At 75.5% G+C, this 14,630-nt stretch carries 11 protein-coding genes and 1 pseudogene; 5 read left to right on the top strand and 7 right to left on the bottom strand.

The window, feature by feature from the left end; genetic code table 11:
- Positions 1-82: 82 nt before the first annotated feature.
- The gene (locus AB0D46_RS07260; RefSeq protein WP_362876284.1) at positions 83-2,038 is read left to right on the top strand and encodes a caspase family protein; all 1,956 of its coding nucleotides are present in this window, start codon (positions 83-85) and stop codon (positions 2,036-2,038) included.
- Here the strand turns inward: AB0D46_RS07260 and AB0D46_RS07255 are convergent.
- The 4 genes and pseudogenes from AB0D46_RS07255 to AB0D46_RS07240 all read right to left on the bottom strand — a co-directional run.
- Entirely contained in the window at positions 2,019-6,038 is a 4,020-nt protein-coding gene (locus AB0D46_RS07255) for a CHAT domain-containing protein (protein WP_362876283.1), read from the bottom strand. The genes AB0D46_RS07260 and AB0D46_RS07255 overlap by 20 nt on opposite strands.
- Before the next feature lie 14 nt (positions 6,039-6,052).
- Positions 6,053-6,706: an RES family NAD+ phosphorylase gene (locus AB0D46_RS07250; protein ID WP_362876282.1), complete on the bottom strand. Its 654-nt coding sequence runs from the start codon at positions 6,704-6,706 to the stop codon at positions 6,053-6,055.
- Positions 6,707-6,711: 5 nt separating this feature from the next.
- Complete coding sequence (locus AB0D46_RS07245; RefSeq protein WP_362876281.1) at positions 6,712-7,359, bottom strand: hypothetical protein; 648 nt, start codon at positions 7,357-7,359, stop codon at positions 6,712-6,714.
- Between the two features lie 5 nt (positions 7,360-7,364).
- Positions 7,365-7,586, bottom strand: a pseudogene (locus AB0D46_RS07240) (hypothetical protein); the annotation flags it as partial.
- A 1,624-nt stretch (positions 7,587-9,210) separates the two neighbouring features.
- Between AB0D46_RS07240 and AB0D46_RS07235 the strand changes: the two are divergent.
- Both AB0D46_RS07235 and AB0D46_RS07230 read left to right on the top strand, forming a co-directional pair.
- Positions 9,211-10,269: a MerR family transcriptional regulator gene (locus tag AB0D46_RS07235; RefSeq protein ID WP_362876280.1), complete on the top strand. Its 1,059-nt coding sequence runs from the start codon at positions 9,211-9,213 to the stop codon at positions 10,267-10,269.
- Positions 10,270-10,510: 241 nt separating this feature from the next.
- Positions 10,511-11,167, top strand: coding sequence for a hypothetical protein (locus tag AB0D46_RS07230; protein WP_362876279.1), 657 nt, complete (start codon positions 10,511-10,513; stop codon positions 11,165-11,167).
- A 28-nt stretch (positions 11,168-11,195) separates the two neighbouring features.
- Here AB0D46_RS07230 and AB0D46_RS07225 read toward each other — a convergent pair whose 3' ends face one another.
- Both AB0D46_RS07225 and AB0D46_RS07220 read right to left on the bottom strand, forming a co-directional pair.
- Positions 11,196-11,402 carry a hypothetical protein gene (locus AB0D46_RS07225; RefSeq protein WP_362876278.1) on the bottom strand — a complete coding sequence of 69 codons (207 nt, stop codon included), beginning with the start codon at positions 11,400-11,402 and terminating at the stop codon, positions 11,196-11,198.
- Between the two features lie 121 nt (positions 11,403-11,523).
- Complete coding sequence (locus tag AB0D46_RS07220; RefSeq protein ID WP_362876277.1) at positions 11,524-12,234, bottom strand: FCD domain-containing protein; 711 nt, start codon at positions 12,232-12,234, stop codon at positions 11,524-11,526.
- Between the two features lie 132 nt (positions 12,235-12,366).
- On the opposite strand from AB0D46_RS07220, the gene AB0D46_RS07215 reads away from it, so the two are divergent.
- Positions 12,367-12,915, top strand: coding sequence for a gluconokinase (locus AB0D46_RS07215; RefSeq protein WP_362876276.1), 549 nt, complete (start codon positions 12,367-12,369; stop codon positions 12,913-12,915).
- The gene (locus AB0D46_RS07210; protein ID WP_362876275.1) at positions 12,912-14,309 is read left to right on the top strand and encodes a gluconate:H+ symporter; all 1,398 of its coding nucleotides are present in this window, start codon (positions 12,912-12,914) and stop codon (positions 14,307-14,309) included. The genes AB0D46_RS07215 and AB0D46_RS07210 overlap by 4 nt, the downstream gene beginning before the upstream one ends.
- A gap of 39 nt (positions 14,310-14,348) precedes the next feature.
- Here the strand turns inward: AB0D46_RS07210 and AB0D46_RS07205 are convergent, their stop codons facing one another.
- On the bottom strand, positions 14,349-14,600 hold the full coding sequence (locus AB0D46_RS07205) for a hypothetical protein (RefSeq protein WP_362876274.1): 252 nt from the start codon (positions 14,598-14,600) through the stop codon (positions 14,349-14,351).
- Positions 14,601-14,630 lie beyond the last annotated feature (30 nt).

Below are 14,630 nucleotides of genomic sequence, written 5' to 3'. Positions count from 1 at the left end.
CGCCACCAACACCCCGCAAGTGACCTCGATGCGACCGGTTTTCAGCCAGTGGCCGCCCCGACGGCTGCGCCAGACTTGGGTCATGGCGAAGGTGTACGCCCTGCTCGTGGGCATCAACGAGTACCGCACGGCCGTCCGGCACGGCTTGGCCGATCTGCGCGGGTGCGTGGCCGACGTGGCCGATGCCCGCGCCGCGTTGGAGGCGTCGGCGCCGGGCCGGCTCGACGCACGGGTGCTGCTCAACGGTGAGGCCACGGCCCGCGCCGTGGAGGAGGCCATCCGCGGTCACCTGTACCGCGCCGAGGAGGGGGATACGGCGCTGCTGTGGTTCAGCGGGCACGGGACCGAGTACGCGGCGAGCACCCCGCAGGAACTGCTGCTGGAACCGACGGGCCGCTGCCAGGCACTGGTCTGCGCGGACGGGCCGCTGCCCGACAAACTGCTGGGCGCGCTGCTCGACGGGGCCGCGGCGGCCGGCGGCCGGGTCGTCGCGGTGCTCGACTGCTGCTTCTCGGGCGGCGCGAGCCGTGAGGGGGACGTGCCCCGTTCGTCGCGCCCGCTGCCGCACTGGCGGCCGACCGTCGGCTCCCGGGACCTGACCGGGCCCGACACCGCGCCGCGGCACCTGCTGTTGGCGGCGAGCCGGCTCGGACAACCCTCCTTCGAACGTCCCGTCGACGACGCGGACGGTCGCACCGACCCGGACGGCCCGGCATGGTCCGACGACTTGCCCGTCCGCGGCGTGTTCTCGTACTCCTTGGCCCGCGCCCTGCGCCGGGCCGGTCCGAGGACCACCGCGCGGGAACTGCTCGCGGAGGCGGACGCCGGGGTGCGGCGACTGGTGTCCGGGCAGCAGCCCGTCCTGTTCCCCGCCGATCCGGGCGGGCTCGCGGACCGGCCGCTGCTCAGCGCGGCGCTCCGCGGCGACCTGCCGCGGGAGGGCCCGGTCAGCGCCCACCTGCTGCGGGAGGGGCCGCAGGGCTGGGAGGTGGACTGCGGGCGGGTGCACGGCCTGAGCGGGGGTCCGGGTACGGAGTTCACGGCGGCGGGCGGCCCCGTACGGGTCACGGAGGTGCGGACCGACCGGGCGCTCGTCGACCCGGACGGCTGGATCCCGGACCCGGGGTCGGTGCACGCGGTGACCCTGTCGGCGCTGGCGCTGCCCCCGGCGGCCGTGGTGCTGACCGGGGACGCCGCCGCGCTGCCCCCTTCGCCGCTGCTGCGCGAGGTCGCGGACGGCTCGCCGGAGGAGGCCGGGGCGGGGTTGCTGTTCCGCGTCGACGTGCGGGGCGGTCGGGCCCGCGTCCTGCGCCGTGACGGGTCCCCGTACGTTCCGCCGCTGCCGCTGGCGGGTCCCGCCGACGCCCGACGGCTCGTCGACTGCCTGACCGGCCTGACCCACTGGCACCGCCTCCGCGACCTCAGCGCCGGCCTGTCCCCGCTCACCGGGCACGTCCGGGTGGAGGTGCTGCCCTGGGAGCACCAGGACGGGGAACCGCTGCGCCCCGACGGGAACGGGGAGATCGTCCTCTCCTACGAGGACGGGCAGGAGCCGTTGGTCGCCATCAGGATCCGCAACTCCGGGCCCCGGCCGCTGTGGTGCGTGCTCGTCAACCTCAACGACCAGTTCGGCGCCGGGTCGGCGCTCTTCCCCGGCCAGTTCATCGGGCCCGGGATGACCGGATACGCACTCGACGGGGCGCAGGTGCGGATGGTGCTGCCCGCGTCCCGGCCGGTGCGGCCCGGGGCCTCGGCGCGGGACTGGCTGACGCTCATCGTGGCCGAGGGGGAACTCAATACGGTGCCGTTCCACCTGACCGCCTGGGACCCGATCACCAACCGCTGGGGAACGACGGCGAGCCCGCTCCCGGAAGGCCTGCTGCGGCTGGCCGGGGCGGCCCCCGCGCCGGCGGGCGGGCGGGACATGCTGCCCGCCCGGCCGTTCGCGCCCGGGCAGTGGGCGGCGAGCAGCGTCGCCCTGCGCACGGTGGTGCCCGCGCTTCCCGCCGGCGAGGACTTCACTGTCCGAGGTGGGTGAACCCGGCCCAGGCGGTGAGGTCGTGCGGGTCGAGTGTCGCCAGCCGGGCGGCCAGGGCCGGGGGCAGCCCGGCGGGAGCCGTCCGCGCCGGGTCCAGCATCCACAGCTGGGCCCGGCGCAGGGCCCGCGCGGGTGGCTCCTGTTCGCGGCGCAGGAAGTGGTGGGTCAGGAACATCAGGACGGACGTCGTGTCGTCCGGCACCGGCCACAACGAACCGATCACCGAACGGCTGCCCGCCACCAGGAAGGCGGTGGACAGGCTGTACGCCTCGTTGTGGCCGCGCCCCGAGACCTGGCTGCGGCAGGCGGCGAGGACGACGAGCCCCAACCGGCCGTGCACGGCCCCCGCCAGCTCCTCCGCGGTCAACTCGCCGCCCTTGAGGGAGAGGTAGGAGCTGCGGGGCCGGTTCTCCTCGACCGTGCCGTGGCAGGCCAGGTGCAGGACGGCGCCCTCGTCGGCCCGCTCCCGCAGCCAGGCGGCGACCTGACCGGGTTCGCCGTCCCCGGTGCGCAGGCCGAGGTACTGGCCGTGGGGGTAGAAGAGCCGCTGGAGGGCGTCGGCCTCCTCCCCCGCGTAGGGCAGGTCCCCGGTGGGGTTGCCGACGATCAGCGCGGTGCCGGTGTGCGGGGCCGGCGGGCGGGCGCCGACCTCGCAGAGCAGGCGCGCGGAGGCGGCGTACGAGAACTCGGCCCGTTCGATGGCGTAGCGGCGGCCCCGTCCCTGCTCGGCGTAGGCCGCGTGCCAGGGGACGAGCCCGAGGGCGCCCATCGGGACGAGGACGAGGCGGGGCACCCGGCCCGGCCGCGCGGGGACGTCCATCACCTCCAGGAGCGGCTGGACCGCGGCCCGCCAGGCCCAGGCGCAGAGCCGGTCGAGCTGGTCGCGCAGCGGCGGGGCGGGAGGCGGGCCGAAGGTCGTGTGGCCCGGGGCGGGTTCCATGTTGCGGGGCCCGCCACCCGCTGCCGGGCGGTAGTCCCGCAGCGGGGCCGCGTCCTCGCGCAGTCGGGGCAGCGGGACCGCGTGCACCTGTCCGGTGGCGGTGACGAGGAGGGCGGTGCCCGGGCAGGACTCGCCGGCGGGCACCAGGTAGACGAGGGCGTCCTTGCCCTGGACCCGCAGGGCCGCGCCGATCTCGGCGGGGTCCGGCGGGTCGAGCAGGCGGGTGCCCTCCCCGGTGAGGGCCTGCACCACGCGGCGGCGCAGGTCACTCGGCACGTCGTCGGGGTCGCCGCCGGCCGCCCCCCACTCGGCGGCCAGCGCGGCGTGTCCGGCGGCGGCCAGGAGTTCGGGTACCGAGCGACTGGTGGTGGCCGTGTGCAGGATCAGGCCGCGACAGGCGTCGAGCGCCCGTACGGCGTCCTGCGGGGCCCGGTCGGCGAGGCACCAGCCGACGAGGTCCGTGGAGAGCTGCTCGGCCAACCGGGCCGCCTCGGCGACGTCCTGGGTGCCGGACTGGAGGAGCGCGGACCAGACGAAGCCGCGCATCGCCTCCAGGCCGAGCCGCCGACCGCGCTCGCGGTCGCGGTCGCGGTCGCGGCGGGCCAGGCTGCCGCGGTCCCGGTAGACGGCCGCGAGGGCGTGCGCGGTGAAGGCCCACAAGCGGTGTTCGGGCCCGCCCGCGGCCGAGGCGGCGCCTTCGAGGAGGGTGACGGCGCGCTCCAGGTCGCGGCCCCCCGCGGCGGAACGGAGGTTCCCGCCGGCCAGCGCGAGCCCGTAGGAGAGGCTTCCGGCCTCGGAGGCGAACCGGATCCAGTCCGCGCTCCCCTCCTCGGCCAGGGAGATGGCTTCCTCGAACAGGGCCAGGCACTCGCGGACGCGCGGCAGGTCCAGGCCCCGGAGCGCGTCGCGCACCCACGCCAGGGCCATGTTGCCCAGCACCCCGGCCCGGGCGTCACGGGGCAACCGGGAGGCCATGCGCCGAAGTTCGGTGAGGGAGGGGCGGCCGGTGAGCGGCGGCAGGGGCGGCGCGCCGAGCCGGTGCGCGAGGTCCTCCCGGGCCAGTCGCACGGTCTCCAGCTGCACCCAGCACTCGATGCGGGAGACGTCGTCGGGGGCGAGTCCGGCGACGGCCTCGGCCGCCGCTTCCACGGCCCGGTCGGCGCCGATCAGATCACCGCGCCTGGCGGCGGTGATCCCCCGGCCGGTCGCCTCCTGCGCCCGCGCGATCAACGCCAGGCGGGGGGAGAGACCCAGTTCCCGCACCATGCGATCCCACTGCTCGGGGCCCGGGGACACACCGGCCGTGATGCCGTGTTCCTGGGCGAGCGTGACGGAGACCAACATGACGCTGAAGTCCAGCCACGGGGAGTCCACACCCGCCCGACGCGCCCCTTCGAGGTGCTCCAGCGCCTCGGTCAGGCGGCCCGGGTCTCCGCCCATGCCCTGGTGGAGGCGCAGCTTGGCGAGCGCTAGGTGGGCGGTCCCCCACCAGCCGGAGTGTGCTTCGGCGTAGCGCAGCACCGCGTCGACGAGTTCCGCCTCGCGCTGCGGACCCACGCGGTCCCGGTGGGGGTCGAGTACGGGCAGCAGGGACACCAGCATCGCGGCCCGCTCGGCGTGCGGACGGCTGCCCGGCTCCGCGGTGCGCCATTCCTCGAACTCGCGGGCGAAGCGGCGCTCCCAGCGCAGCCTCGCCTCCTCGGTGTCGCCGAGCAGGATGTGGTCGTCACCGAACTCCGCGGGCATCTCGTCGCCGAACCGACGCATGAGCTCATGGAAGAGGCGCTCCAGTTCCTCTCCGGACACCGACTGCGGATGCTCGGGGCCCAGTTGGCGTTGGACGTCGGCCAGCATGAGCCGCGCGGCGTCGCGCAGCTCCGCCGCGATGTCGGGGTCGTCCAGGGCCAGCAGGGCCGCCCGTTCCACCTCCGACAGCCTTCGCCGGTCCCCGTCCATCTCGTGCCGGGTGTGTTGACCCGCGGCGAGCGCCCAGGCCGCCATGGTGATCGAGCCCGCGCCCGCCGCCTGCCGGCGGTCGACGGCCCGGGTGAGGAGCGCGATGGACAGGTCGAGGAGGTCCACGTCCAGCGTGGGCTGACCCCGTGCGAACAGCAGCCGGCCGAACACGTCGAGGTAGAGATGGGGGAGCGCGTCGATCTCCGCCTCGCTGACGAGGAGTGCGGTCAGTTCCGCCTCGGCCGACGCGCCCTGCTCCTCGTCCTGCCAGGTCCCGGCGATCACCACCCGGGCGAACGTGACGCGCAGCCGTGCATCGCGTTCCCAGGCGGGCCGGCCGGGCGCTTCGGCCAGTGCGCGCAGGGTTTCGTCGCGGGCCTCCTCCAGGACGGCCCGGTCGGCCGTGTGGTAGCCCTGCAGGGTGAGGGACATGCCCCGGGACTGGCGGACCAGCGGCAGGTCCCGGTCGGGGTCGCCGGCCGCCAGGACCTGGGCGTAGTAGCCGGCGGAGCGGGCGTACGAGTCGGGTCGGTCGGCGCGGACTCCGTGCTGTTGCCACAGGTAGCCGAGCGCCTCCTGGAGGTCGGCGTCCCGTCCGTCCTGGTCTTCGAGGGCGGCCGAGCCGCGCCGCAGGGCCTCGTCGAGGAGGGCGGGGTCGGAGTCCCCCTCCTGGATCCGGATCTTGGTGAGGTTGGCGAGGAGCCGGCGGGCCAGGACGGCCGTGTCCCGGAACTGCGGTGTGTCGGGCAGCTCCGCGAGTCCCTCCGCGAGCAGGGCGTGGGCCCGGGCGGCGAGGTCGGCGTCGGGCCGCAGGTCGTACTGCAGGGCCAGGACGTGGCCGTACATGATCCGCCACAGTGTCCAGGTCGGTCCGGTCGCGGGACGGCGGAAGGCGTGCGCGAAGGCCTCGGCGGCGAGGTCGAGGTCCTCGTGGTCCTCGACGTGGGGGACTCCGGGGTCGTCGAGCTGGTTGTGGGCCAGGTAGCTCAGTTCCCCGGCCCGCCCGCACAGCTCGGGCGCCCTCGGGTCACCCGCCGGGAGGGCGGCGAGTTCGGCCATGACCTCCTCGTGCTCGGCGCGGGCGTTGGGCACGGATGCGGACACGACGGCTCCAGGAGTCAGGGGGCGAGACGCGCGTGGTACGGCTGCAGGATCCGATCCAGCCAGTGCCGGCCCTCCGGGGTGGCGAAGTCGACCGGGTCCTCCCCGGTGGGGGCGAGCAGTCCCGGCGGGCAGCGGTCCGAGAACAGGACCAGGGCCCGCTCGCCGGGTTCGCGTTTGGAGGACCACAGGAAGCCCTGCGCCCACGGGTCGGTGTGCCGGCGGATCCAGTGGGCCCAGTCCCTGGTGTACGGGTAGTCGCGGGCCTCCGTCTGGACCAGCCAGCTGTCCTGGTGGACGGCGGCCAGATCCTGCCCCGTGACCAGGGCGACCACGTCCACGGAGGTCGTCAGCCGCAGCGCGGAGAGCCGGCGTCCGGTGACGGCCACCCGGGGCACGAGCCGGGCCGCGCCCGAGGGGTCGAAGGGAAGCGAGTGCAGGACGCTCTCGCCGACGGCCGCCGCCGGGGTCAGTCCGGCGTAGAGGTAGCCGTACGGGTCGCAGGAGGTCGAGTCGAAGCGGCCGCCGCCGTAGAGGCAGTGGGAGGGCACGGGATTGAAGGTCGCGCCGTCGCGGCGCGCCGAGTGCACCCGGTAGAGCGCGGTGCCCGCGGGGAGGGTCGCCTTGACGGGGGTGGCCCGCGGTGCGGCGGGCGGGCGGTAGTGGGGCACGTCCGCTACTCCCCTTCCGTGAGGAGCCGGGCGGTGTCGGGCAGGCGCGGTTCGGCGGCGGTCCCGAGCAGCCGGGCGGGTTCCGCGTCCAACCAGGCGTTCGGGGAGAGCCACCAGTCGGCGGCGGCCCAGGGGTCACCGTCGGCGTCCAGCAACAGGTTGACCTCACGGACCGTGTCCCGGAGGCGGCCGTCCGGGGCGAACTGGAAGGCGGGCAGCCGGATCGGGCCGCCGGTCGCGGGCAGCCGGATCAGGGCGGGGGCGTACGGGTCGCAGCCGGCCAGGAGGACCTCCTCGTCGCCGAGGGAGGGCGCGGCCAGCAACCGGTCCCGTACCTCCCCGAGGACGGGGCCGACCATCCGGTGGCCGTCGAGGAGCAGCACGGCCAGGTCCTCGGCCCGGAAACCCAGGTGGCCGCCGGCGGGCGCGTCGGGCGTGCTGACGAGCCGGCTGCCGGCGGGGAACCGGTCGGGCAGCAACTCGCCCAGCAGGCGGGCCGCGCGGAAGGCGGCGTCCCGGGCGGCGGCTCCGGTCGAGGCACGCCACTCGGCGAGCCGGAGCGCGAGCCGGTGCAGGTCGTCCGGGGTCAGCCGGGGGGCGAGCGCGTCCCAGTCGGCGGCCGCGGCGGCCAGCCGGGTCAAGGGGTCGGTCATCGCGATCACGCCCCCCTGGTGGGGTCGTCCACCGCTGCGGCGTCGACAGCGGTGGAGCCGAGTAACTCTCTTACCAGTAGGGCTCGTTCGGGGCTGCGGACCACGAGGTGGACGTCCCAGTCGGCGCCCCGGGCCAGCTCCGCCTCGACGGCGGCCCACACGGCGGCCAGGCTCCCGGCCGCGGAGAGCCCGCCCCGACCGGCGCCGAGCAGCGGCAGACAGACGGAGGTGGGGGGCGCGGGGCGCGCGGGACGCGCGGGACGCGCGGGGATCGCGGCGTCGGCGGCGGATCCGGAATCCGGGCCGGAGCCGACTCCGGATACGGCGCCGGCGCCGGTGGCGCCCCCGGTCCCCGCGTCGGGACCGGGGCCTGGGCCGGGACCGGGACCGGGGCGGGCTCCGATACCGGTCCCGGGCACGGTCCCGGGCACGGTCCCGGGCGCAGTCCCAGGCGCCGTCCCGGACGCGGTCCCGGACGCAGTCCCGGGCGCGGACGCGGACGCAGCCCCGGGCACGGACGCGGTCCCGAACGCGAACGCGGACGCGGACGCAGCCCCGGGCATGGTCCCGGCCCCGGACGCAGTCCCAGGCACGACCCTGGACGCAGTCCCCGACGCGGCGCCTCCGGCGCGGGCGCCCGTTCCGGTCCCGGTCCCGGCCAGGGCCTCCGCCTCCGCGCGGGCCTCGCCGAGCAGGGCGAAGACGCGGGTGACGGCGCGGGTGACGTCCACGGACTGGACGTCGTAGTCGTTGGTGCCGGGCCGCGGGACGGCCACCGCCGCGTGGTGGATGTACCGGACGCCCTGGCGTTCGAGGGCTCCCGCGCCGGTGACGGCCACCGTGCCGGGCGCGACCGGCAGGCCCTGCGGCGCGTACCGGTCCGTCCAGGCCCGGAGTTCGTCGCGCACCGGCTCCCCGACGATGCGTCCCGCGGGATCCCGCAGGGCGGCGGTGCGGCGCAGCGAGGCCGCCACGGAGGACTTGTAGGGCTCGGGCAGCGCGAAGTGGGTGTTCGACGAGGACACCACGACGTCGATGTCGCGCAGCAGGTCCACGGCGTGCACGTGCAGGGTGATCCCGTGGTCCCGGCCACCGATCCGGACGGCTATCCGGTGGTGTCCGGCGGGCAGTTGGCGGCCCGCGCTCCCGGCGTCGGAGGCCGCGTCCGACCCGTGCGGGGCCCGTCCCTCCGCCGGCTGCTCGGACGGGTCGGTGTCGGTCGCGCGTCGGACGATCTGTTCGGCGACCTGCCCGAGGACCATCAGCTCGTGGTGCTTGCGGAAGCGCTCCACGCTGACCCCGTAGACCTGGGCGGCCCGCCTGCGCCGGTCGGCCGGCGGCCAGTCCCGGGTGCCGCGGGCCAGGCCGAGGCTGTACTCGGCCGCCTCCTGGAGCGTGCCGCCGCCCATCGAGGCGACGGCCGTGCGCAGGAGTCGTTCGACGGCGGGGAAGTGCGGCCCTCCGGGTTCCCCCTCCCCCGGTCCGGCCGACAGGCCGGTGAGCACGGGTATGCCGAGCTCACGCAATCGGACGATGCCGGCCCGCCGCACTTCCCTCACCTCCGCGAGGACCGCCCCGTAGTCCGGCAGTTGTGTGTGCGACATGGCGGAAGGATCGCACCGCCGCGCGCACGCCTACAAGCCGGTTCCGGCCCTCTCCTTCCATCGTGGGGGGCGGGCCGGTCGCGGACGGGGCGTCCGGTGGTCGCGTCCGGTCGCATTCGGGGCGGATCACGGACCCGGGGGACGGAGACCGCGACAACCCGGTGCGCGGTTCCCCCGGCGCCGTCGGGCACCGCCCCACCGGGCGGCGTTTGACCTTCAAGCGGCATGAAAGTCGACAATCAACGTCATGGACGGCACCCCTGAACTGATGAGCATCAGCGCGTTCGCCCGGCGGGTCGGGCTCGCGCCGAGCGCCCTGCGCTTCTACGACGACTGCGGCGTCCTGCACCCCGCCCAGGTCGACGGAGTGACCGGATACCGCTCCTACTCCGCCGCGCAGCAGGACCGGGCCGTGCTCCTGCGGTCCCTGCGCGCGGCCGGCCTGGCCCTGCCGGACGTGGTGACCGTGCTCGACGGTCCCCCCGACGGCGCCCGGGCGGTACTGGAGCGGCACCGTACGGCGGTACGGGAGAACGGGCGGGCCGCCGACGCGGCGATCCGCGCCGTCCTGGACGGCCTCCCCGGGGGCTCCGGCCGGACCGAGTTCACCCTGGGCGGCGCCGAACTGGCCAGTGCGGCCCGGCAGGTGGCCCCGGCCGCCGGGCGGGACCCCGCGTACCCGGTGCTCGGCTGCGTGCTGGTGGAGTTCGAGGAGGACGAGGTCCGCTTCGTGGCCACCGACCGCTACCGGCTCTCGGTGCGCACCCTGCGGCCCGCCGCCGTGAGCGGGCCGCCGGGGCAGGTGCTGATCGGGGCGCAGGCCCTGGTGGCGCTGGGGGCCTGGGCCGCGCGCGCCGCCGAGGTGGTGCTGTCGGTGGGGTCCGCCGGGAGACCGCTGCTCGTACGGCATCCGGGCGGCGAGCGCGAGGTGGCCGTCGAGGCCGGGGCCTACCCCGCCTACCGCGAGGTGCTCGCGGCGTTGGCGGCACCCGCCCACCGGGTGGTCGTGGACCGGGCGGCGTTGCTCGGCGCCCTGGAGAGCGGCCCCGACGCGGTGGCGGTCCCCGTCGAGCTGGGGCGGGACCGGCTGTTGGTGGGGCGGGCCGCGCTGGCCGCCGTACGCGAGGAGTCCGAGGCGGTGCGGCTCGCCTTCGACCCGGCGGTGCTGGCGGCGGCGCTGGAGGCCGGGGTCGGGCCGGACGTGCTGCTGGAGGTCTCGGGACCGACCCTGCCCGTACTGGTGCGCTCCGCCGACCAGGGCAGCTTCACCACCCTGGTCATGCCCGTCGCCCTCCCCGACGCCTGACCCGCCCACGTCCCGCCCGACCGCCATGCCGATCCGCCCGGGCCCCGCCCGACCGCCCGACCGCCCGGGCCCCGCCGGACCCCCCGACAGCCCTACCGATCCGCCCGGGCCCCGCCGGGCCGCCCGACCGCCCTACCGATCCGCCCGCGTCCCGCCGGACCCCCCGACTGCCCGACCGCCCTGCCGATCCGCCCGGGCCCGCCCCGCCCGAGCACCCGACCGGCCCCCCGAAGGAGATTCCATGGACCCCCGCAACACCGTCGTCCGCCTGTGCACCGAGGGGATGACCGCCGAGGCCGCCGGTCGGGGCGACGAGGCACACGCCCTCTTCCGTCGGGCCTGGGAGGCGGCCTCCGACGACTACGAGTCCTGCGTCGCCGCCCACTACCTGGCCCGACACCAGTCCACCCCCGAGGACACCCTGCGCTGGAACCGCGCGTGCCTGGAGCTCGCCGACCGGGTGGGCGACGCACGCGTCCGCCCCTTCTACCCGTCGCTGCACGGCGCGCTGGGTCGCGTCCTCCTCGAACTCGGGGAACGGGCCGAAGCACGCGCCCAGTTCGAGGCGGGGGCGGCCCGCCTCGACGACCTGCCCGCCGGCCCCTACGCCGATTGGCTGCGCCTGCGCATCGCCGACGGCCTGCGCGCGACGGATCCCCGGCCGGCCGACGGCCCCGATCCGTTGGGGCCGCTGCTGGATCGGCTGTGCGCCCGCGCCGACCTCGCCTCGCTCGCCCTGCTGCTGCCCCCGTACCTCGCGAACCTCCACCGGCCCCGGGACGAGGAGCGCCTCACCACGGTCCTGCGGATGCTCCACGCCGAACGCCGGCTCCCCGAGCCGGACCTGACCGCGCTCGCCGACGTCATCGCCGCCCGCGAACCGGCCGCCCCCGCGTAGGACCCGACGGGCGCGGCCGGGCGCCGGGTCAGGTGGCGTGGGAGCGGCCGCGCTGGGCGTGGCCGTGCCGGACGCCCTCCTCGAAGGCCTCCTCGTAGGCCCGGTCGCCGAGCACGCTCCGCGCGGTGCGTTCGAACTCGGCCCGCACCGGGCCGAGTTCCGGGGCGCCGCGTTGGGGGTGGCCGACGGCCTGCCAGTGGGCGTGGCCCGCGCCGTAGGCGTGCGCGGCGCCCACCTCGTCGCCGGCGGCGGCGCGGGCGGCGGCCAGCAGGTCGAGGCCGTTCGTCGGCCCGGATGTCCCGAACGGTCTCCCGAAACGGTGTCCGTACGCTGCGCGGTCGGCGTCGGCGGCGGTGTCAGGGCGCGAGGACGTCGAGTTCGTCGAGGGCGCCGAGGGCGATCCGGCGGGTCAGGGCCTCGGCGGCGACCGCGTCCCCTTCGCGGACGGCTTCGGCGACCCGTACGTGCAGGGTGACGGCAGCCGGGTCGGGGTCGTGGAACATCACGGAGTGCTCGGTGCGGCCGGTGAGGACTTCGGCGACGACGTCGCCCAGCCGGGCGAACATCTCGTTGCCGGAGGCGTTCAGCACGATCCGGTGGAACGCGATGTCGTGGTGGAGGTAACCCTCCAGTTGGTGGCCGCGGGAGGTGCGGACCATGCCGAGGGCGGCTTCGGTGAGCTGGGCGCACTGATCGGGGGTGGCCCGTTCGGCGGCGAGGCCGGCGGCGACCGGTTCGACGGCGGAGCGCAGCACGGTCAGGGAGCGGAGCTGGCGGGACCGGTCGGTGCCGGCGAGGCGCCAGCGGATGACGCGGGGGTCGTAGACGTTCCATTCGTCGGCGGGCCGGACGGTGACGCCGACGCGGCGGCGGGATTCGACGAGCCGCATCGATTCCAGGACGCGGACGACCTCGCGGACGACGGTGCGGGAGGCGTCGAAGCGTTCGGCGATCTCGTCGGTGCGCAGCACGCTGCCCGCGGGGTGCTCACCGGCCGTGATGGCGAGGCCCAGGGTGTCCAGCACGAGGGAGTGGAGGCCCTGCGCCGGGCTGCCGTCGGTGGTCATGCCGTAAGCGTACGGTGACCGCCGGACGAACGACTGGTGTGATGTTTTACCTCCGACTCTTGAATAAGTAGTACTTAATAGGTTTCAGTGGTGCCACACGAACCGATGTCGACGAGGACAGCGAGGTACTACGTGAGCTCCCAGCGCGTCATTGTGGTGATGGGCGTCGCCGGCACGGGCAAGACGACCGTGGGGCGGCTGCTCGCCGGCGCGCTCGGTCTCGCCTACGCCGAGGGCGACGCCTTCCACCCGGCGGCCAACGTCGCCAAGATGTCCGCCGGCACCCCGCTGGAGGACGCCGACCGGTGGCCCTGGCTGGACGCCATCGGGGAGTGGATGCGCGGTCGGGCCGGCACCCCCGGCGGGGTCGTCGCCGCGTCCGCGCTCAAGCGCGCCTACCGCGACCGGTTGCGGGCCGCCGCTCCCGGGACGGTGTTCGTCCACCTGGCCGGTGAACGTCCGCTGATCGAGCGCCGGATGGCGGCGCGCCAGGGCCACTTCATGCCCACCGCCCTGCTCGATTCGCAGTTCGCCACGCTGGAACCGCTCCGGGCGGACGAGCCGGGCGTCGTCGTCGACGTGTCCGGGTCCCCCGAAGAGATCACCGCCCGGGCAGTGGCCGCGCTCGCCGCGCTCCCCCTGCCGCACCGCCCCCAGAGATTCGAGGATCCGTCACCGTGACCAGTCTCAGCGTCGAGACACTGGCAGCGGCCACCACCGAGCCGATCACCTCGGCCGGGAACACCCAGTTGGGCCTCGCCGTCCTCGCGGGTATCGCCGTCATCGTCCTGCTCATATCCCGGCTCAAGCTGCACGCCTTCCTGGCCCTGACCATCGGCTCGCTCGCCCTCGGCGTGTTCGCGGGAGCCCCGCTCGCCAAGACGGTCACCAGTTTCACCGCCGGGCTCGGCTCCACGGTCGCGGGCGTCGGCGTGCTGATCGCGCTCGGCGCGATCCTCGGCAAACTGCTGGCGGACTCCGGCGGCGCGGACGAGATCGTGGACACCATCCTGGCCCGGGCGAACGGCCGGGCCATGCCCTGGGCCATGGTCCTGATCGCTTCCGTGATCGGCCTGCCGCTGTTCTTCGAGGTCGGCATCGTCCTGCTGATCCCGGTCGTGCTGCTGGTCGCCAAGCGCGGCAACTACTCCCTGATGCGGATCGGCATCCCGGCACTGGCCGGGCTCTCGGTGATGCACGGATTGATTCCGCCGCACCCCGGTCCGCTCGTCGCCGTCGACGCGCTGCACGCGAACCTCGGTGTCACCCTCGCCCTCGGCGTGCTCGTCGCCATCCCGACCGTGATCATCGCGGGTCCGCTGTTCGCCCGGTACGCGGCCCGCTGGGTGGACATTCCCGCGCCCGAGCACATGATCCCGCAGAGCCCTTCCGTGGATCCCGCACACCGACCGCGCTTCGGGGCGACCGTCTTCACCGTGCTGCTGCCGGTGGCGCTGATGCTGGTCAAGGCGCTGGTCGACATCGTCATCAACGACCCCGCCAACGGCGTCCAGCGGGTCACCGACGTCGCCGGCTCCCCACTGATCGCCCTGCTGGCAGCGGTGCTCGTCGGGATGTTCACCCTCGGCCGGGCCGCCGGCTTCACCAAGGAGCGGCTCTCGACCACCGTCGAGAAGTCGCTGGCGCCCATCGCGGGCATCCTGCTGATCGTGGGCGCGGGCGGCGGCTTCAAGCAGACCCTGATCGACGCGGGCGTCGGACGGATGATCCTGGAACTGTCCGAGAACTGGGCCGTTCCGACCCTGCTGTTGGCCTGGCTCATCGCCGTGACCATTCGGCTCGCCACGGGATCGGCGACCGTGGCCACCATCTCCGCCGCGGGCCTGGTCGCTCCCCTCGCCGCCGATATGGACACCACCGGGACCGCCCTGTTGGTCCTGGCCATCGGCGCGGGTTCGCTGTTCTTCAGCCACGTCAACGACGCCGGGTTCTGGCTGGTCAAGGAGTACTTCGGGATGACCGTCGGACAGACCCTGAAGACCTGGTCCGTGATGGAGACCATCATCTCGGTGGTCGGCCTCGGCTTCGTCATGCTGCTCTCGCTCGTCCTCTGAGCGTTCCGCCGCACCGAAGTCCGGCGCCGCCCGCGGGAATCAGCCGCGCGGGCGGCGCCGGCCGCCGTCCAACTGCGCGGCGGCAAGCGCGAACCCGTCGGCCGCCGTCGCGAGGCGGTCCGCGAGCGCGGTGACCTCGGCCCGGAACGCGTCGCCCTGCGGACCGCGCCAGTCCAGCGCTGCGGCGCCCGCGCGCAACCGTCGGGCGTGCGAGCGCAGGGCGGCGCAGTGGGTGCGCAGGCCGTCGGCCGGGGCGGACGGACCCGGAACCGGCCGGGGGCGGTCGCTCACGGGCTCCTCCAAGGGAGTGTCGTCGGCGGG

Origin of the sequence: Streptomyces sp. NPDC048383 (assembly GCF_040651775.1) — a bacterium.
Taxonomy (GTDB): Bacteria; Actinomycetota; Actinomycetes; order Streptomycetales; family Streptomycetaceae; genus Streptomyces.
Note: the sequence above shows the minus strand (reverse complement) of the source record. Positions and strands in the feature narration are given on the sequence as shown.

Excerpts from the sequence above, each read along its gene's own strand:
- AB0D46_RS07260 (WP_362876284.1), top strand. The coding sequence starts at position 83 with ATGGCGAAGGTGTACGCCCTGCTCGTGGGCATCAACGAGTACCGCACG.
- AB0D46_RS07245 (WP_362876281.1), bottom strand. The coding sequence starts at position 7,359 with ATGACCGACCCCTTGACCCGGCTGGCCGCCGCGGCCGCCGACTGGGAC.
- AB0D46_RS07235 (WP_362876280.1), top strand. The coding sequence starts at position 9,211 with ATGGACGGCACCCCTGAACTGATGAGCATCAGCGCGTTCGCCCGGCGG.
- AB0D46_RS07230 (WP_362876279.1), top strand. The coding sequence starts at position 10,511 with ATGGACCCCCGCAACACCGTCGTCCGCCTGTGCACCGAGGGGATGACC.
- AB0D46_RS07220 (WP_362876277.1), bottom strand. The coding sequence starts at position 12,234 with ATGACCACCGACGGCAGCCCGGCGCAGGGCCTCCACTCCCTCGTGCTG.